The sequence below is a fragment of the Plantibacter sp. lyk4-40-MEA-4 genome (assembly GCF_030209415.1).
GTDB classification, from domain to species: Bacteria; Actinomycetota; Actinomycetes; order Actinomycetales; family Microbacteriaceae; genus Plantibacter; species Plantibacter flavus_A.
Map to the genome: position 1 here is coordinate 1 of NZ_JARVSA010000010.1, position 17,619 is coordinate 17,619.

Genomic DNA, 17,619 nt, shown 5'->3' on the forward strand with positions numbered 1-17,619 from the left:
GCAACGACGCGGAACGCCTCGTGAACGAAGCGCCGGCCGTGCTCGCCTCGCTCGAGGCCGGTCGTATCTCGGCACGGCACGCGCAGACGATCGTCGACCAGCTCAGTGACGTCCCGACCGCGGGGCGGGCGGTGTTCCTCGCGGAAGTCCTGCCGGTCGCGGAACACTCCACCAATGCGTACCTCCGGAAGCGCGCCCGCGTTCTGCGCGAGCGGCTCCACCCGGAATCGATCACTGCGAGAGCGGTCCGGTCCGAGGCGGACCGCCGGGTCGAGTTCGAACCGGCAGCGGACGGCATGGCGTGGGTGCACCTGTTCACAACCGCCCCGATCGCCCAGGGCATCATCGAGCGGGTCGAGGCAGCGGCCTCAGAATCACGCGCATCTGGCGAAACCCGCACCTGCGCCCAACTGCAGGCCGACGCCCTGGCGGCGCTCGCCCTCACCGGTGTGACGCCTGAAGACGTCCTGTCGAGCCCGGTGCTCCCGCACCCGATCGAGGTCCAGGAACACATCACACCGACCGTGCAGATCACCGTCCCGGCACTCAGCATGGCCGGCGTCTCCGAGGCCCCGGCAACCCTCGACGGCTACGGCCCGATCGACCCCGAGACCGCGGCGCGTATCGCGGTGAACGCACCGAGCTTCACCCGGATCCTCGTCCAACCGGAAACAGGCGCGGTCCTCTCCGTCGGCCGAAACCAGTACCGCGTCCCGGCCGATCTCCAACGGGCGGTGCGCCTTCGGGACGGCACCTGTCGCGCACCAGGCTGCGGCAGACGGGCCAGAGCGTGCGATCTCGATCATTCGGTCGCGTGGGCGGACGGCGGCACCACGGATGTCGCGAATCTCGCCTGCCTGTGCCGACATCACCACCGGATGAAGCACCTCCCCGGATGGAACCTCGACCACGGACCCGGTGGGGTGCTCGAGTGGACGACACCCGACGGCAGATACCACCGGACGGCACCCGATCCCGCACCGTTCTGAACCCGCCGGCGAAGGGTTCCTCGTGGGCACTTCGACAAGCTCAGTGACCGGGAGGAGGCTGTCCGCACCGCTTCGGTTCCCGAGCCGTGCTGCACATCGACAAGCTCAGTGACCGGGGGAGGTTGTCCGGGAACGATTCGGTCCCTGAGCCTGTCGAAGGGCACTCGGGTCGCGCTGCCCCGGCTCGGGGGAGAGAGGTGTGCCCGGATGGACCTGGAGGAGGGACCCACTCGAAGCCGACAGGTGCTGTCTCGGACAGCTGTCCGAGAAGTCGTGGTACACTGGTGGGAATGCCTCGCACATCAGGAGTTCCCGCCCTCGGTGTCGAGCAGTCCACCACAGAACGTCCCGCTCCGCCGTCGCGCGTCGAGCGCTTCACTCCCGTCCTCCGAGCGACGGGCGACCCACGTGCCGAGCGCACCAGGCAGACGATCTTCGACGCCGTCGCCACCATTCTGGCGGGTCGGCCGGAACGCGTGTCCGTCGGCGACATCGTCCGCGTCGCCGGGATCAGCCGCAGCTCGTTCTACGCCCACTTCGCCAGCCTCGACGACCTCACCGCGGCCTACCTGCGGGTGCAGTTCGCCGGCCTTGCCGCGTCCGGAGTCTCGGTGCGGCCCGCGGGCGAGTCGCTGGGTAGCGCCGAGCGCGCCCGCGAAGCCTACCGACGCCTCGTCGCCCAGCTCCTCGAAGACGCACCGCTCTACTCGAGCGTGCTCGAGCTCCCCGTCGCCCGCAGCGCATTCGACGACCTCGTCGGCGAGCACGCCGACCACCTCATCGGCTCGCTGCTCGAGCGCACCGAGGTCCCGGTCGGCATCCCGGCGGGCCTGGTCTCCGCCTATGTCGCCGGTGGCACGCTCTCCCTCGTCGACGGCTGGCGCCGCGGACGCATCGACGTCTCGGACGACGAACTGGTCGAAGCCCTGGTCGCCCTGCTGCCCGCCTGGCTGCTCGACGAACGACCCGTCGGCGCGTCACCGCCACCACCGACCCCCGAACCATCCGGCCGCTGAACCGCCGGAGCACGACGACGCCGGTGCGCGAGTACCGGTGACGACCTGAGAAGAGAAGAGGAACCATGCAGTTCATCGTTGGAGAGACCCTGGTCTACCCGCACCACGGAGCGGTCACCATCACCGAGTTGTCGAAGGTGACGATCAAGGGTGTCGAGCAGGACGTCATGACGCTTCGCGTGCACACGTCCGAGCTCACCATCAAGCTGCCGATCGCGAACGCCGACCTCGTCGGTGTGCGCGACGTCATCGACCACGACGGCGTCCAGGCCGTCTACGGCGTGCTCCGCGAGCCGTTCGTCGAGGAGCCCGGCAACTGGTCGCGTCGATACAAGGCCAACCAGGAGAAGATGGCCAGTGGCAACGTCCACCGTGTCGGCGAGGTCGTCCGCGACCTGTGGCGTCGCGACCAGGACAGCGGCGTGTCGGCCGGCGAGAAGCGCATGCTCCAGAAGGCGCGCCAGGTGCTCGTCTCCGAACTCGCGCTCGCGCAGTCGATGACCGACGAAGAGGCGTCCGCGGGCCTCGACGAGGTGCTCGCCTCGTCGATCGCGACCCCCGAGGCCGTCGCAGCCAAGTAGGACCCATGCAGACGAAGAGCGCCCCGCCGGTTCGGCGGGGCGCTCTTCGTCGTCGTGGAGGGTGCCTCAGCTCCCGGTGTTGCCGCTGACGATCGCCAGCACGCCGACGACCGCGATGGCGATGATCGGCCCGAAGGACAGGGCGGCCTTGGTGATCGTCCAGGCGCGGCTCTCGCGTTCCGGGGCCGGCAGTTCGGCGGGCGACACGTAGACCGGAGCCTGCCCGCCGTCAGCGGACGCGCCGCCGCTGAGCTGCAACACCCGCGTGTCCGTCCATGCTCGTCCGTCGAAGTGGACCTGGCGTTCCTCGTCGGTCGGGTGCGGGTACCAGCCCGCGGCGTCGGCCTGCGACGGCTTGTCCCGCTGGAACCGCAGCACCCTCGAGTCGCCCCAGGTCTCGCCGTCGAAGTGGAGTTCCTTCGTCGGGTCGTCGGGGTGCGGGTACCAGCCTGCGGTCGTAGCCATCCCTCAAGTATGACAGCGGGATCGGGGATGCCGAGACCGTCCGATGGGCGGCAGAATGGAGACAATCATGACGACGACACCGCGACCTCGAGCCCCACGTCCACAGATCATCCTCGAGGTGGTACGCAGTTCCTGGGTCACACCGCACCTCGTGCGCCTCACCCTCGGCGGTCCAGGCTTCGCCGACTTCCAGCCCAAGGACGCCACCGACAGCTACGTGAAGATCTCCTTCGCCAAGCCCGAACTCGGCCTCGAGCCACCGTATGACCTCGCGGCGCTCCGTGAGACGCTGGCACCCGCCGACCTCCCGGTCACCCGCACCTACACGGTGCGACGCGTGGACCAGGCGGCGGGCACCATCGACATCGACTTCGTGGTGCACGGCGACGAGGGCATCGCCGGCCCGTGGGCCGCTGCCGCTCAGCCGGGAGACCGCGTCGTGCTCGCCGGCCCCGGCGGTGCCTACCGGCCCGACCCGACTGCCGACTGGCACCTCTTCGCGGGCGACGAGTCGGCGATCCCCGCGATCGCCGCCGCCCTCGAGGCGCTCCCAGCGGAAGCGAAGGGGCTCGCGTTCCTCGAGATCGGTGGGCGGGACGACCTCGTCGAGCTCGACCACCCGGCCGGGGTGCAGCTCATCTGGGTCGGCCGTGCGGCCCGCGACGAATCGACGGCCGCGCTCCTCGCGACCGCCATCACCGGACACCCGTGGCCTGACGGACGCGTGCAGGTCTTCGCCCACGGCGAGCGGGAGTCGATGAAAGCACTTCGTGAGGTGTTCCTCACCCAGCGCGGGCTCGACCGCTCCCAGCTCTCACTGTCCGGGTACTGGGCCTACGGACGCACCGAAGACCGCTTCCAGGCGGAGAAGCGCGAACCGATCGGGGTCGTCCTGCCGGCCTCGTGACGCCCGCCCCGGCGCCGCGCTGCGGGCGGGCGCCTGACTCAATGTGAGGGGTCGGCCGGCTTGCTGCGCGTCCGGCGGACCCGCGACGGACGCTCGACGCGTGCCCGGATGTCCGGTGGAACGAGGTCGAGCAGCTGATCGCGACGCAACGGGAGGTCGAGCAGGCTGAGTTTCATCCGGCCCTTGCGCGAGTGCCGGCTCGGGTCGAGTCGCACGACGTTGGCTGCGTCGCGCACGAGCCGGACGGTCACGACCGCGCCACTTGCGACATCGGACAGGACCTGGCCGTCGATCTCGACGGCGGCCTGCTTCGTCGCCGTGCCGATCGAGAACTGCAGGCGCTCCGCCGGCCCGAGGATGAACGAGCGGTCGATGCCCGACATGGGCGCGACCGGCGTGACGACGGTGGCGGCGACGGCGGGGGAGAGCACCGGCCCGCCGGCCGCGTAGTTGTAGGCCGTCGATCCGGTCGGGGTGGCGATCACGATCGCATCGGCTTTGAAGTACCCGTAGGCGGTGCCGTCCACGGCGAGGTCGGCCATGACCACGCCGGTTCCCGGGCGCCGGGCGATGGAGACGTCGTTGAAGGCGAGGAGATGGGCGACCTGCTCGCCGGTGGTGATCGTCACCTCGAGGCCGTGGTGCGGTTCGAGGGAGAACTCGTTGTCGCTGACCCGTTGGAGTGCCTCAGCGAGCGCGGCCGGCTCGACCTCGACGAGGAAGCCGACGTTGCCGTAGTTGACGCCGAGCACCGGTGCGGATCGGCCGGCGAGCAGCCGCATCGCGCCGAGCATCGTGCCGTCGCCGCCCATCGCCACGGCGACGTCGACCGACGACGCGAAGGCGTCCTCGTCGAGCAGTTCGACGTCGTCGCCGAGCCGGTTGGCCTCCGCGCGGAGTCCGACGAGGCGCGCGCCGTGTTCGAGCTGCCATGAGCGGAGGATGCGGACGGAGTCGTCGATGTTCTTCGTCGGGTGCGTGATGAGGCCGATCGTCATCGACGGCCCGGTGGGGTGCTTCGTGCGAGTGGTGGTCACCCGTCGAGCATAGGCCGATCGCCTGGCAGCACGACCGGGACGCGGGCTCCCGGCGGGCAGTGGCGTGCCTCGCGACCGACGCGCCCTGGGCCGCGTTTGGGATACTGGAGGGAGCCGGTCCGCCGTGATCCTCGCGGGGCGCCGAGCGTGGAGGAACGACATGAGCGATGTGACCGAGCACCCTGGCCGACCGCGGCGGGCGGGGCGGCTGAAGTCGATCCTCATCGGAATCCTGTGCACGGTGCTCGTCGTCGTCCTCGGGTTCGTCGTCTGGACCCAGATCGTCATGCAGGGCACCCGTCCCGCCGCACTCGCGGTGTGGGAGGACCCTGCGGTCTCCGTCACCGACGTCGGCGACGCCGTGGTCCTCGCCCCGACCGCGGACGCCGAGCGTCCGGCCTCCGGTACCGGTCTCGTCTTCATCCCCGGGGCGAAGGTCGACCCCTACGCCTACCTGTACAAGCTGTCCGGCGTCGTCGAGGAGGCCGGCGTGACCGTGGTCATCACGAAGCCGACGCTCAACCTGGCGTTCTTCGATCAACGGCCGCTGGAGACGTTCACCGCCGCCGCCCCGGACGTCGACACCTGGTTCGTCGGCGGCCACTCGCTCGGCGGGGTGCGCGCCTGCCAGCTCGCAGAGGATCCCGCGGTGACGGGTCTCGTCCTGTTCGGGAGTTACTGCGCGAACGACCTCTCCGGCTCGGCCCTCGAGGTGCTGAGCCTCGCGGGGAGCGACGACGGACTGAGTACCCCGGAGAAGGTCGCCGACGCGCGCGTCCGGCTGCCCGCCGACGCGACGATGGTCGAGATCGGCGGGGCGAACCACGCGAGCTTCGGTGACTACGGGGTACAGCCCGGTGACGGTTCGGCGACGATCTCCAGTGATGAGGCCCGCTCCGAGATCACGCGGAATCTGGTCGAGCTGCTCGGCTGAGCGGGCGGGGTGGGCCCCGGCGGTCCGCAGGGACCCTGACGATCAGCCCTTCGGGACCGGCGGCCCGACGACGAGCAGCGCCGTGAAGACGGCGACGACCACGAGGCCGCCGACGACCACGAGCAGGATCGGGTGTCGGACGAGCCAGCGGGTCAGGCGGTCGAGCACGCGCTGGTCGCGCGGGTCGGCACCAGCCTCACGGCGCCACGCCCCGTCGAGTCGGCCGGTGCGGTCCGCCCAGAGGTCGAAGGGGATGGTCGCGTACGGGACGACGGCGCTCACGAGGCCCACGAGGATCGTGCCGATGGGCCAGCGCTGGTTGATGCCGATGAGCAGGACCGTCGCGCCGTAGACGAGGAACACGAAGCCGTGCAGCGCGCCACCGATGCTCACGCCGAGGTCGGTCGTCTTCGTGACGTACTTGAGGATCATCCCGATGATGAGCAGGGTCCAGGTGATCGCCTCGGCGATCGCGATCAGGCGGAAGAGGCGGCGCGGCGACACAGGGGCTCCAAGGCTCGGGGTGCAGGTCTTCCAGCTTGCCAGGCACTGCTGAGAGGGTGCTCCCAGCGGGCGCCCGGTTCTGCCACCCTGGGTGGATCGGGAATACGCGTCAGAGCGACGCGGTTCACCGAGATGTATGCAAACACATACAATCGCCGTGACAGCTCGCGGCGAGCCACACGACGTTGGAGAACCCCATGACCACACCCCTCGAGTTCGGCATCGACACCTTCGGTGACGTCACGGTCGACGCCGACGGCGCACCACTGTCCCAGGCGCAGGTCCTGCGCAACGTCGTGGAGCAGGGTGTCCACGCCGAGGCGGTCGGCCTCGACTTCATCGGGGTGGGGGAGCACCACCGTGAGGACTTCGCGGTCTCGTCACCCGAGGTCGTGCTGGCGGCGATCGCGGCCCGCACCGAGCGCATCCATCTCGGATCCGCCGTCACGGTGCTGAGTTCCGACGACCCGGTGCGCGTCTACCAGCGGTTCGCGACGCTCGACGGCATCTCGGGAGGGCGGGCCGAAGCCATCCTGGGCCGCGGATCCTTCACCGAGTCGTTCCCGCTCTTCGGGTACGAGCTGTCGCAGTACGAGGAACTCTTCGAGGAGAAGCTCGAGCTGTTCGTCGCCCTCCTCGAGCAGGGACCGGTCACCTGGTCGGGCAAGACGCGCGCGCCGCTCCGGGAACAGTCGGTCTACCCGCGGGTGGAACACGGGAAGCTGAAGACGTGGGTCGGTGTGGGCGGAAGCCCCGAGTCGGTCGTGCGGACCGCTCGATACGGCCTGCCGATGATGCTGGCCGTGATCGGTGGTGGGCCGCTGCGGTTCGCCCCCTTCGTCGACCTCTACCACCGCGCACTCGCGCAGTTCCAGCTGCCGACCCAGCCCGTGGGCATGCACTCTCCGGCCCACATCGCCGAGACCGATGAGCTCGCGCAGGAGCAGCTCTGGCCGCACTACCGGGCGATGATGGACCGGATCGGCCGCGAGCGGGGCTGGAGCCCGATGACCCGTGGGCACTTCGAGCAGGAGGCCGGCCCGGAGGGTGCCCTGTTCGTCGGTTCGCCGGAGACGGTCGCACGCAAGGTCGCGACCGCGGTCGACGGCTTGGGGCTGTCCCGCGTGGATCTGAAGATCAGCAACGGTTCGCTGTCGCACGAGCACCTCATGGACAGCATCGGTCTGTACGGCTCCGCGGTCGTCCCGCGCGTCCGCGAACTGCTGACCGAGGCCTCGACCGCCTGATCCGGTTCAGCGGATCGCCGGCGGGCGGTAGGGCATCGTCAGCGTCAGGACGGTGCCGCCGGTCTCGTCGGCTGCCGGGCCGACCCTGAGGGACCCGCCGAAGGCGCCGGCCCGTCGATCCAGTTGCAGCAGGCCGCCGGACGGTTCGGCGTCGTCGCGGATTCCGGAGCCGTTGTCGACGACGCGCAGCTCGACGGCGCCCGCAATCGTCCCTCGCCGCTCGGTGGCTGGCGACGAGACCCGGAGGTCCACGACGAGTCGATCGGCCGCCCCGTGGGTCAGCGCGTTCGTCACGCCCTCCTCGAGCGTGCGGACGACCACCGCGCGCTCCGCCGTCGTGAAGACGTTGTCGATCGGGTCGTCGAGGAGCCGGAAGTCCGGAGAGACGTCGAGACTGGTGGTGATCGACGGGGGGAGCCGTTGCAGGATCGCGCGGATGCTCGGTGCGATCCCGACCTCGAGCAGCGGCGGCGACAGGAGCCGGCTGAGCTCGCGCACGTCGCGCTCGCGCACGGTCCGGAGTTCCTCGCCGAGGGACCGAAGGGTCCTGGCCGCATCCGACCCGACGTCCGGGCCGCCCCGTTCGAGTGCTGTCGTGACGGACGCGAGCTGGGCGCTGATCAGGACGAGGTGCTGCTGCAACGTGCCATGCAGCCCTTCCGCGACCTCCCGCTTCACCCGCAGCTCCTCACCCTGCAGGGATTGGAGGGCGAGGTCGGCCCGGTGTCGCTGATCGGCGTGCGCGCGCTCCTGCTCGCGGGCGCGTCGCCGGGCGGCACTGAGGCTGAACCCGAACGTCGCGCAGACCGCCAGGGCGAGCGTCGTCGTCCCGGCCTCGACGAGGACCGTCTGCAAGCTCGGGTCGCGGTACACGCCCAGCAGCAGCTGGAGGCCGCTCCGCAGCAGCCCCGTCAGCACCGCCACGAGGAGGACACCCCCGAGCACCTTCGGGCGCCACCACTCGTGGAGCGACGGCCCCCACCTCGACCACAGCAGGAGTGCGAGTACGAGGATCGCCGCGCTCAACGAGACGAGGTTGGCGGTGACCCGTTCGGCGAGCATGCCACGCGTCCCACCCGGGGCGACCCAGGTGTAGATGTAGACGCTCTGGAAGGACACCGCGAGTCCGAAGACCGCTGCCATGGCACCACTGGCCGTGATGAACGCCCGGCTGTCGCTCCAGCGCTCAGCGCGAGCGGTCCGGGCCTCCTGGGTCATGGCTCCATTCTGACCTGCCGTGCGCGCCACCGCCGACATCGACGTGCGGTCGCTCGGGAGCTTCCCCCTCGGTCGTTCCCATCTCGATCCGGGATACTCGGAACATGCACCACCAGTCGCACTCCGACCCTTCGCCCGCCGCGCTGTCCACGGTCGACGATGCGACGACGGACGCCGCGACCACCAGGCCGCTGCGTGTCGGGGTGATCGAGGACCAGCCGCTGCTCGGCGGCATGCTCGCCGAGCTGCTCGACGGGGCGCCAGGCGTGACGTTCGTCGGGCGTGCGGGTACGGTCGCCGAGGCCCGCGGGCTGTTCCTCCCGGGGACGGTGGACGTGCTGACCATGGACATCGAGCTGCCCGACGGCAACGGGGTGAGCCTCGGCGTCTCCCTCCGCCGGGCGCAACCCGGCCTCGGTGTCGTCCTGCTGTCCGCCTACGACCTGATGGACATGCTGCTCGAGATGCCGGCCGACGTCCGCGAAGGGTGGAGCTACCTGTCGAAGACCTCGTCACTCACGCGCGAGATCCTCCTCGAGGCCATCCGGGTTTCCGCTCGCGGCGAGACGATGCTCGATCCCGAACTCATCGACCGGACCAGGCCCAGGGCGGGGTCGAGTCTCGAGTCGCTCACTGACCGGCAGTACGCCGTGCTGCAGCTGCTCGCGACCGGTCGATCGAACACGGGGATCGCGACCAGGCTCGGGATCGCGGAGAAGTCCGTTCAGAACCACCTCACGGCGATCTACGCCGCACTCGGGATCGAGCATGACACCTCGAGCAACCCGCGGGTGTCGGCCGTTCTCGCCCTCCTCTCCGAATCCGGCCGCTTGTCCTGACCCGACGTCCGCGGTCGGTGCGCGGGCTCAGCGTCCGCGGTCCGGCGCTTCGAGATCGTCCACCGTCCGATCAGGGCGCCATCCGCGCCAGACCGGATGCCTGAACCGTCCATCCGGTGTCCACTCGCTGAAGCGGACCTCCCCGATGAGGACCGGTTCCACCCAGTTGGCGTCGGCCGCGTCGGCCGGCGGGACACCCACGAGAGCCGTCGACGCCCGACCCAACCGTTCGAAGCGCAGCGCGGTCGCCGCCAACTCCCGATCGCTGAAGCCGCTCCCGACCCGCCCCGCGTAGTGCAGCAGCCCATCCGCGCCCGGCACCCCGAGCAGGAGCGACCCGATCCCACCCGAGCGCCCGCCCCGACCGGGACGCCAGCCCGCGACCACCACCTCCTCCATGCGTTCGTGCTTGAACTTGACCCAGGTGCTGCTGCGCCGACCCGGTCGGTAGCGGCCGTCGAGCTCCTTCGCCATCACCCCCTCCAACCGCAACCCCCGACTCACCTCGAGCGCATCGTCGAGCGAACCGTCGATCGTCGGCGGTACCTGGACGACGGTCCCGGACGCGATCGTCCGCTCGAGCAGCTCCCGACGCTCCCGGTACGGCAGTTCCGTCCGATCCGTGTCGTCCAGCGCGAGCAGGTCGAACAGCAGCAGACGGACCGGTGTCCGACGGCGCTCCCGTTCGACGTCCCGCTCCGCGGTGAGCTGCATCCGACGCTGCAGGAGCGAGAAGTCGGGACGGCCGTCAGGCCCTGACGCCACGATCTCACCGTCGAGGACGACCGCACGGCCGGCGAGCGACGTCGCGAGCTCCTCGACCACCTCCGGGTACGCCATCGTGAGGTCCTTGCCGTTCCGGCTCGACAACCGCACCCGCCCCGTCGAGCCGTCGACGCTCGCGATCGCACGGATGCCGTCCCACTTCATCTCGAACGCCCAGGATCCGTCGTCGACCAGCTCGCCGGGTGCCGCGACACTCGCGAGCATGGGGGTGGGTATCCCACGAGGCCGTACGACCGGTGGAGCGGGCGGGTCACCCGGCGCGCGCATCCGGTGGATGAGCCACGACGGCGCCTCCCGTCCCGTCCCGCCCGCGGTCCGGATGAGCGCGAACCGCATCGGCCCGCCGAGCGCGCCTCCCGCCCGGCCGTGCAGGGTCCCGATGACCTCGTCGTCGCGCCACTTCTCCAGCTCGTAGGTGCCCGCGTCCCAGATGGTCACCTCACCGGCCCCGTACTCCCCAGCCGGGATCGTCCCCTCGAAACTGCCGTACTCGATGGGGTGGTCCTCCGTGCGCACCGCCAGGTGGTTGCTGCTCGGATCCGTCGGGACCCCCTTCGGCAGGGCCCACGACACCAGCACACCGTCGTGCTCGAGCCGGAAGTCATGGTGCAGTTTCCGCGCCTCGTGTCGCTGGATCACGAACGAGGGCGGTGTCCCGGCAGCGGCAGGCGACGGCGGTCCGTCCGGGACGGGCTCGGGCGTCCGCTCCGCGTCCCGCTTCCGCCGGTACTCCGCGAGCCGGTCCTCGTGCTCCGACGGGAGGATCGTGATCGACGGACGCGGGTCGCCGAGCACCCGCAGCGGGTCCTCACCGTCCGCCAGACGCTCGAGAACCGCAGGGAACTCCAGCTGCACCAGCCCCGGATCGTCGAGCTCCTCCCACCGGCGGGGAGCCGCCACCGTCGGCCGCGACCGACCACGCAACGAGAACGGCGCGATCGTCGTCTTCGACCCGTTGTTCTGACTCCAATCGACGAAGACCTTCCCCGTGCGTCGCTGCTTCGACATCTCGCTCACCACGAGGCCCGGCTCGTCCGCGGCCAGCGCCCGCGCGAGCTCATGCGCCACGAGCGACACCTCCTCGGAACTCTGCCGGCCGTCCAACGCCGCATACAGGTGGATCCCCTTGCTCCCACTCGTGAGCGGGACCGGATCCAGCCCCATGTCCACCAACACCGCCCGCGCCAGGCCCGCGACCCCAGCGCACTCTACGAGGGACACCCCCTCACCCGGATCGAGGTCGAGGACGAGACGGTCGGGCGGACGGCGCTCGCCGGATCGGTCGAACCGCCACTGCGGCACGTGCAGCTCCAGCGCACCCAACTGCGCCAGCCACGTGAGGGTCGCGAGATCGTCGACGATCGGGTATTCGTTCGTGTGATCGCTGTGCTCGATGGGGAGCCGCTGGACCCAGTCGGGAGCCGCTGTGCCCAGATCCTTCTGGAAGAACCCGGACTCCGGCGCCGCAGCCGTCCCGACGCCGTGCACCCAGCGTTTCCGGGTCACCGGCCGATCGGCGAGGTGCGGGAGGAGGTGTTCGGCGACCGCGGCGTAGTAGGCGAGGACCTCGGCCTTCGTCGTGCCGGTCTCGGGGTACAGCACCTTGTCGAGATGGGTGAGTTGGATCCGGCGTCCGTCGACGTCGACCCACTGCGTCTGCGCGCCGCCACCGCTCGTCCTCGCCATGGCGATCAGCCTGCCGCCCACGGGCGTCAAGGGCTAGCCCTTGACGATGTTCCGGGTGTCTACTGGTCACCACGACAGCGCGGGCGGAACCGCCGGCGGACGGGAGCGGTCATGCGCGCGATCTGGAAGGGTGCGGTCACCTTCGGTCTGGTGAACGTCCCGGTGAAGGTGTACAGCGCCACGGAGGACCACGACCTGTCGCTGCACCAGGTCCACGACGCCGACGGCGGGCGCATCCGGTACCAGCGCAAGTGCGAGGTCTGCGGCAAGGTCGTCAGCTACGACCACATCGACAAGGCCTACCAGGACGGCGAGCAGACGGTGGTCCTCACCGCCGACGACCTGGCATCGCTCCCCGAGGAACGCAGCCGCGAGATCGAGGTCGTCGAGTTCGTGCCGAGCGACGACCTCGACCCCATCATGTTCGACCGCAGTTACTTCCTCGAACCCGACTCCTCCTCGTCGAAGGCCTACGTCCTGCTCCGGCGGACGCTCGAGGAGACCGACCGCACGGCCATCGTGCGGTTCGCCCTCCGCCAGAAGACGCGTCTCGGCGCCCTCCGGGTGCGCGAGGACGTCATCCTCCTGCAGACGCTGCTCTGGGAGGACGAGGTCCGCGAGGTGCGGTTCCCGGCACTCGAGGAACGCGTGCGCATCTCCGCGAAGGAACTCGAGATGTCGGAGGCGCTCGTCGAGTCGTTCTCGTCGCGCTTCCGCCCGGACGCGTTCGTCGACGAATACCAGGCACAGCTCCGGAAGCTCATCGAGGCGAAACTCGAGCAGGGCGACGCACTCGACACCGCCGCCACCTTCGGCGAGCAGCCCGAGCCCGACGACGACACGGGCGCCGAGCCGATCGACCTCATGGAGGTGCTGCAACGCAGTATCGAACGGCAGCGCGGCACGACCGGCGCGAAGACGGCGAGCGGGGCGAAGCGATCCGGCACCGCCAAGCCCGCAGCGACGAGCCGCTCGGCGAAGACCGGTACCGCGAAGACCGGTACAGCGAAGACGGGTACCGCCAAGACGAGCGGCGCGAAGAGCGCTACCGCCAGGACCGCGCCGTCGAAGCCGTCGACCGCGACGAAACGCAAGAAGAGCGCCTGAGCGACGACGCCCGGGCCGAGAGGGAGCACGACATGATGGAGCACCGCATCACCCCGTTCCTCTGGTACGACTCACAGGCCGAGGAAGCGGCGACCTTCTACGTGTCACTGTTCCCCGACTCCCGGATCACCTCGGTGAGCCGCTACCCGGAAGGCGGACCCATGCCGGCCGGCCAGGCGATGGTCGTCGAGTTCGAGCTCGAAGGCCTCCCCGTCAGCGCGATGAACGCCGGGCCCATCTTCTCCTTCACCGAGGCGTTCTCCTTCTCCGTCAGAGCCGACACCCAGGACGAGATCGACCGACTCTGGGACGCCCTCATCGCCGACGGCGGCGCCCCGAGCCAATGCGGCTGGCTCAAGGACCGCTGGGGACTGTCCTGGCAGATCGTGCCCGGCATCCTCACCGAACTGCAGAACGACCCCGACCGGGAACGCGCGGCACGAGCCATGCGATGCATGATGGGGCAGACCAAGCTCGTCATCGCCGAACTCGTCGCCGCAGCGGACGGTCGATAGCGGCTCCTCCACAAGCGACCGACCGCCGGGACACCGCCCCTCCGAGACACCGACGCAGTCCACCGTCAGCAGCTCCTGACAGACTTGCCGCATGTCCCACCCCAGCGCGCCCACCCCCGCCCACCCCGAACCAGCCCCCACCGGATCGGTCGCCGAGGCGACGTCGGCGCTCGCCGCACTCACGGGCGTTCCGGGGGCCACGTTCCACGACGGTCAGCTCGAGGCGATCCTCGCGCTCGTCGACGAACATCGTCGTGCGCTCGTCGTCCAGCGCACCGGTTGGGGCAAGTCCGCCGTCTACTTCATCGCGACCGCCCTCCTGCGCCGACGGGGCGCCGGGCCGACCCTGTTGGTCTCGCCGTTGCTCGCGCTCATGCGCGACCAGGTGGCGGCCGCCGAGCGCGCCGGCGTGCGCGCGGTGGCGATCAACTCGGCGAACGCGCACGAATGGGACGACGTCCGGGCGCGGCTGGAGGCCGACGAGGTCGACGTCCTGCTCGTTTCACCCGAGCGGCTCAACAATCCGCGCTTCCGCGATGAGCAGCTCCCGACCCTCGTGGCCCGCACGGGCATGCTGGTGGTGGACGAGGCGCACTGCATCTCCGACTGGGGTCACGACTTCCGACCCGACTACCGGCGGCTCGCCGAACTGATCGGGCGTCTTCCTACCGAGGTCCCGGTCTTGGCGACCACCGCGACGGCCAACGCACGCGTCGTCCGCGACATCGCCGAGCAGCTCACCGCACCCGGTGCCGCAGGCTCCCGCGGAGCCGAGGTGCTCACCATCCGTGGCTCACTCGCGAGGGCGTCCCTCCGGCTCGGCGTGCTCCGGCTGCCGGAGTCACGGGACCGCCTCACCTGGCTGCTCAGCCACCTCGGCGGGCTCACCGGGTCCGGCATCATCTACACGCTCACGGTGTCGGCCGCGGAGGACACCGCGCGGCTGCTGCGCGAGGCCGGCCACGAGGTCCGGGCGTACACCGGCCGGACCGATCCCGACGAACGCGAGGAGTCCGAGCGGCTCCTCAAGGAGAACCGCCTGAAGGCGCTGGTCGCGACGAGCGCGCTCGGCATGGGGTTCGACAAACCGGACCTCGGGTTCGTCGTGCATCTCGGCGCTCCGTCCTCGCCGGTCGCGTACTACCAGCAGGTCGGCCGTGCGGGCCGTGCCACCGAGCACGCAGACGTCCTGCTCCTGCCAGGAGCGGAGGACGAGGAGATCTGGCAGTACTTCGCGACCGCGTCGATGCCGGACGAAGCGCGGGCCACCGCGGTCCTCGACGCACTCGACAGCCAGCCACGGTCCACGCCTGCGCTCGAGGCGCTCGTGAACCTGCGTCGCACACCCCTCGAACTCCTCCTCAAGGTGCTCGACGTGGACGGCGCGGTCCAGCGGGTGGCCGCGGGGTGGGTGTCGACCGGGCAGCCGTGGGTCTACGACCGGGAGCGGTACCGGCGGATCGCCGAGGCCAGGGTGGCGGAGCAGCAGGCGATGCTGGCCTACGAGCGGGGCGACGAGTGCCGGATGCTCGTGCTGCAACGCGAGCTCGACGACGCGAGCGCGGCGCCCTGTGGCCGATGCGACCGGTGCGCCGGGCCGTGGTTCCCCACCGAACTCGACAGTGCGGCGGCCGCTTCGGCGTCGGAGGCGCTCGGGCGGGTGGGCGTCGAGCTCGAACCGCGGGCGCAATGGCCGACGGGAGCCGACCGCCTCGGCGTCACCGCGGACGGCGCAGCGGTGAAGGGACGCATCGCGCTCGAGGACCGCCTCGAGGCCGGGCGCGCCCTCGCTCGGCTCACCGACCTCGGCTGGGGCGGTGTCCTCCGCGAGCTCTTCGCCGCGGGCGCGCCCGATGCTCCCGCCTCCCGCGCGGTCATCGACGCGAGCGTCCGCGTCCTGGCGGATTGGCCGTGGACGCAACGACCGGCCGCCGTGGTCAGTGTGCCCTCACGGTCGCGTCCGCAGCTCGTCGACTCCGTGGCGAGGGGTATCGCGTCGCTCGGGCGACTGCCCTACCTCGGGGAGCTCGACCTCGTCGGCGACGGCCCGCGCGGTGGTCCCGGCGGCAACAGCGCCTACCGGCTGGCCGGGGTCTGGGACGCCTTCACCGTCGGATCCGAACTCCGGGCGCAGCTCGCAGCGCTCGAGGGTGCGCCGGTCCTGATCGTCGACGACCGCGCCGACAGCCGGTGGACGCTCACCGTCGCCGGTCGCGCGCTCCGCCGCGCCGGATCCGGACCGGTCCTCCCGTTCGCGCTCGGGATCGTGGGCTGATCGCCCGTCAGCCCTCGTGGAGGCTGGAGCGGGTGTCCTTGGCCAAGTGCCGCGGCAGCAGGATCGTGCAGACGAGTCCGACGACGGCCGCTGCAGCGCAGATCGCGAAGCTCAGGCGGAAGGCGTCCGCACTGGGTGTCGTGACAGCTCCGTCGGTGACGACCTGGGAGGCCAGGATGGCGCCGATCACCGCACTCGCGATCGTGGAACCGAGCGTCCGCATGACGGAGTTGAGTCCGTTGGACGCCGCCGTCTCGCTGGGTGGGACGGCACCCATGATGAGCGTCGGCATGGCGGCGTAGGCGAACCCCACCCCGAAGCCGACCGCGGTGGCCGTGAGCACGGTGTGCCAGACCTCGGTCATGAGTCCGATCGCGATCGCGTAGCCGACCGCGATGATCGCGATGCCGATCAGCAGGCTCAACCGGGCGCCCTTGGCTGCGGTCAACCGCGCGGCGACCGGCGACATCGCCCACATGATGAGACCGCTCGGCATGAGGCAGAGGCTCGCGATGAGCATGTTCTGCCCGAGACCGACCCCGGTGCCGACCGGCGCCTCGAGGATGCCCGGGAGGACGACCGTGCTGCCGAAGAAGGCGAAGCCGACCGTGATGGACGCGAGGTTCGTGAAGAGCACCGTCCGCCTGGCGGCGATGCGCAGGTCGACGAGCGGGCTGGCGGAGCGTACCTCGAACCACCCCCAGACCAGGAGCACGACGATGCCGCCGATCAAGCAGCCGAGCGTCCCGGCACTCGTCCAACCCCACTCGTTGCCTTTCGAGACGGCGAGGAGGATGGGGACGAGGCCGGCGGCGAGACCGATCGCGCCGATCCAGTCGAAACCACCTTCACTCCGAAGGGTGCTCACCGGGACGAAACGCGCGACGAGGACGAAGCCGATGAGCCCGAGGGCGCCGGCGACCCAGAACAGCACGTGCCAGTCGAGGTACTGCGAGATCACCGCGGAGATCGGCAGACCGACGGCACCACCGATGCCGAGCGTGGCACTCACGAGCGCGACCGCGGGGCCGAGCCGCTTCGCGTGGAGCACGTCGCGCAGGATGCTGATGCCGAGCGGGATCACGCCCATCGCCATCCCCTGGAGGGCCCGGGCGACGATGAGCGGGACGATCGTGGACGAGAAGGCGGCGAGCACCGAACCGGCCATCATGATCCCGAGCAGGACGAGCACCATCCGCCGTTTGCCGTAGAGGTCGCCGAGCCGGCCGGCGATCGGGGTCGCGACCGCGGCCGACAGGAGCGTCGCCGTCACGACCCACATGCTGTCGGAGGCGTGCACGCCGAGGATCGTGGGGAGCGACGGCACGAGCGGGGTGACGAGCGTCATCATGAACGCCGCGACGAGACCGGTGAACGCGAGGCTCGTGACGACCGCGCGCTCCGGAAGCGGCTTGCGGAGCGCCGCGCGCTCCTCGTCGCTGAGCCAGGGACGCTCGGCCTCAGGCTGGTCCTCATCGTGGTCGTCGGGCTGCGCTGAATCCTGCGTCACGGG

Annotated in this window: 16 protein-coding genes; 10 read left to right on the forward strand and 6 right to left on the reverse strand. The window is 70.5% G+C overall.

From position 1 onward, the window contains the following. The 3 genes from QRN44_RS15925 to QRN44_RS15935 all read left to right on the forward strand — a co-directional run. Nucleotides 1-989, forward strand: a 989-nt coding sequence (locus QRN44_RS15925) for an HNH endonuclease signature motif containing protein (RefSeq protein ID WP_285039609.1), incomplete at its 5' end; no start/stop codon positions are given. 290 nt (nucleotides 990-1,279) lie between these two features. Next, nucleotides 1,280-2,005, forward strand: a complete 726-nt coding sequence (locus tag QRN44_RS15930) for a TetR/AcrR family transcriptional regulator (RefSeq protein ID WP_285039610.1) — start codon at nucleotides 1,280-1,282, stop codon at nucleotides 2,003-2,005. A gap of 65 nt (nucleotides 2,006-2,070) precedes the next feature. Next, nucleotides 2,071-2,586 (forward strand): CarD family transcriptional regulator, encoded by a 516-nt coding sequence (locus tag QRN44_RS15935; protein WP_064296128.1) that lies wholly within the window; start codon nucleotides 2,071-2,073, stop codon nucleotides 2,584-2,586. Between the two features lie 66 nt (nucleotides 2,587-2,652). Here the strand turns inward: QRN44_RS15935 and QRN44_RS15940 are convergent, their stop codons facing one another. Continuing rightward, nucleotides 2,653-3,051, reverse strand: a complete 399-nt coding sequence (locus QRN44_RS15940; RefSeq protein ID WP_121290535.1) for a hypothetical protein — start codon at nucleotides 3,049-3,051, stop codon at nucleotides 2,653-2,655. 67 nt (nucleotides 3,052-3,118) lie between these two features. Between QRN44_RS15940 and QRN44_RS15945 the strand changes: the two genes are divergently transcribed. Continuing rightward, nucleotides 3,119-3,958 (forward strand): siderophore-interacting protein, encoded by an 840-nt coding sequence (locus QRN44_RS15945; protein WP_285039611.1) that lies wholly within the window; start codon nucleotides 3,119-3,121, stop codon nucleotides 3,956-3,958. A 38-nt stretch (nucleotides 3,959-3,996) separates the two neighbouring features. Here the strand turns inward: QRN44_RS15945 and QRN44_RS15950 are convergent, their stop codons facing one another. Continuing rightward, nucleotides 3,997-4,995: an NAD(+)/NADH kinase gene (locus tag QRN44_RS15950; RefSeq protein WP_231884386.1), complete on the reverse strand. Its 999-nt coding sequence runs from the start codon at nucleotides 4,993-4,995 to the stop codon at nucleotides 3,997-3,999. Nucleotides 4,996-5,155: 160 nt separating this feature from the next. On the opposite strand from QRN44_RS15950, the gene QRN44_RS15955 reads away from it, so the two are divergent. Further along, nucleotides 5,156-5,929, forward strand: a complete 774-nt coding sequence (locus QRN44_RS15955) for an alpha/beta hydrolase (protein ID WP_121290539.1) — start codon at nucleotides 5,156-5,158, stop codon at nucleotides 5,927-5,929. A 42-nt stretch (nucleotides 5,930-5,971) separates the two neighbouring features. Here QRN44_RS15955 and QRN44_RS15960 read toward each other — a convergent pair whose 3' ends face one another. Then, entirely contained in the window at nucleotides 5,972-6,433 is a 462-nt protein-coding gene (locus tag QRN44_RS15960; protein ID WP_079706044.1) for a DUF3817 domain-containing protein, read from the reverse strand. Between the two features lie 197 nt (nucleotides 6,434-6,630). Between QRN44_RS15960 and QRN44_RS15965 the strand changes: the two genes are divergently transcribed. Next, nucleotides 6,631-7,680: an LLM class flavin-dependent oxidoreductase gene (locus tag QRN44_RS15965; protein WP_121290541.1), complete on the forward strand. Its 1,050-nt coding sequence runs from the start codon at nucleotides 6,631-6,633 to the stop codon at nucleotides 7,678-7,680. Nucleotides 7,681-7,686: 6 nt separating this feature from the next. On the opposite strand, the gene QRN44_RS15970 is transcribed toward QRN44_RS15965, so the two are convergent. Then, a complete protein-coding gene (locus QRN44_RS15970; protein ID WP_285039612.1) occupies nucleotides 7,687-8,898 on the reverse strand; it encodes a sensor histidine kinase in 1,212 nt (403 codons plus the stop codon). A gap of 104 nt (nucleotides 8,899-9,002) precedes the next feature. Here QRN44_RS15970 and QRN44_RS15975 point away from each other — a divergent pair, with 104 nt between their 5' ends. Further along, the gene (locus QRN44_RS15975) at nucleotides 9,003-9,737 is read left to right on the forward strand and encodes a response regulator transcription factor (protein ID WP_285039613.1); all 735 of its coding nucleotides are present in this window, start codon (nucleotides 9,003-9,005) and stop codon (nucleotides 9,735-9,737) included. A gap of 27 nt (nucleotides 9,738-9,764) precedes the next feature. On the opposite strand, the gene QRN44_RS15980 is transcribed toward QRN44_RS15975, so the two are convergent. Beyond that, nucleotides 9,765-12,209, reverse strand: a complete 2,445-nt coding sequence (locus QRN44_RS15980; RefSeq protein WP_285039614.1) for an ATP-dependent DNA ligase — start codon at nucleotides 12,207-12,209, stop codon at nucleotides 9,765-9,767. 111 nt (nucleotides 12,210-12,320) lie between these two features. Here QRN44_RS15980 and ku point away from each other — a divergent pair, with 111 nt between their 5' ends. The 3 genes from ku to QRN44_RS15995 all read left to right on the forward strand — a co-directional run bounded on the left by ku (nucleotide 12,321) and on the right by QRN44_RS15995 (nucleotide 16,106). Continuing rightward, nucleotides 12,321-13,316 (forward strand): non-homologous end joining protein Ku, encoded by a 996-nt coding sequence (gene ku, locus QRN44_RS15985; RefSeq protein ID WP_285039615.1) that lies wholly within the window; start codon nucleotides 12,321-12,323, stop codon nucleotides 13,314-13,316. Between the two features lie 32 nt (nucleotides 13,317-13,348). Beyond that, nucleotides 13,349-13,831 (forward strand): VOC family protein, encoded by a 483-nt coding sequence (locus QRN44_RS15990; RefSeq protein ID WP_502928648.1) that lies wholly within the window; start codon nucleotides 13,349-13,351, stop codon nucleotides 13,829-13,831. A 91-nt stretch (nucleotides 13,832-13,922) separates the two neighbouring features. Further along, entirely contained in the window at nucleotides 13,923-16,106 is a 2,184-nt protein-coding gene (locus QRN44_RS15995; protein WP_285039616.1) for a RecQ family ATP-dependent DNA helicase, read from the forward strand. Nucleotides 16,107-16,113: 7 nt separating this feature from the next. Here QRN44_RS15995 and QRN44_RS16000 read toward each other — a convergent pair whose 3' ends face one another. Then, entirely contained in the window at nucleotides 16,114-17,616 is a 1,503-nt protein-coding gene (locus QRN44_RS16000; RefSeq protein WP_285039617.1) for an MFS transporter, read from the reverse strand. Nucleotides 17,617-17,619: the final 3 nt, after the last annotated feature.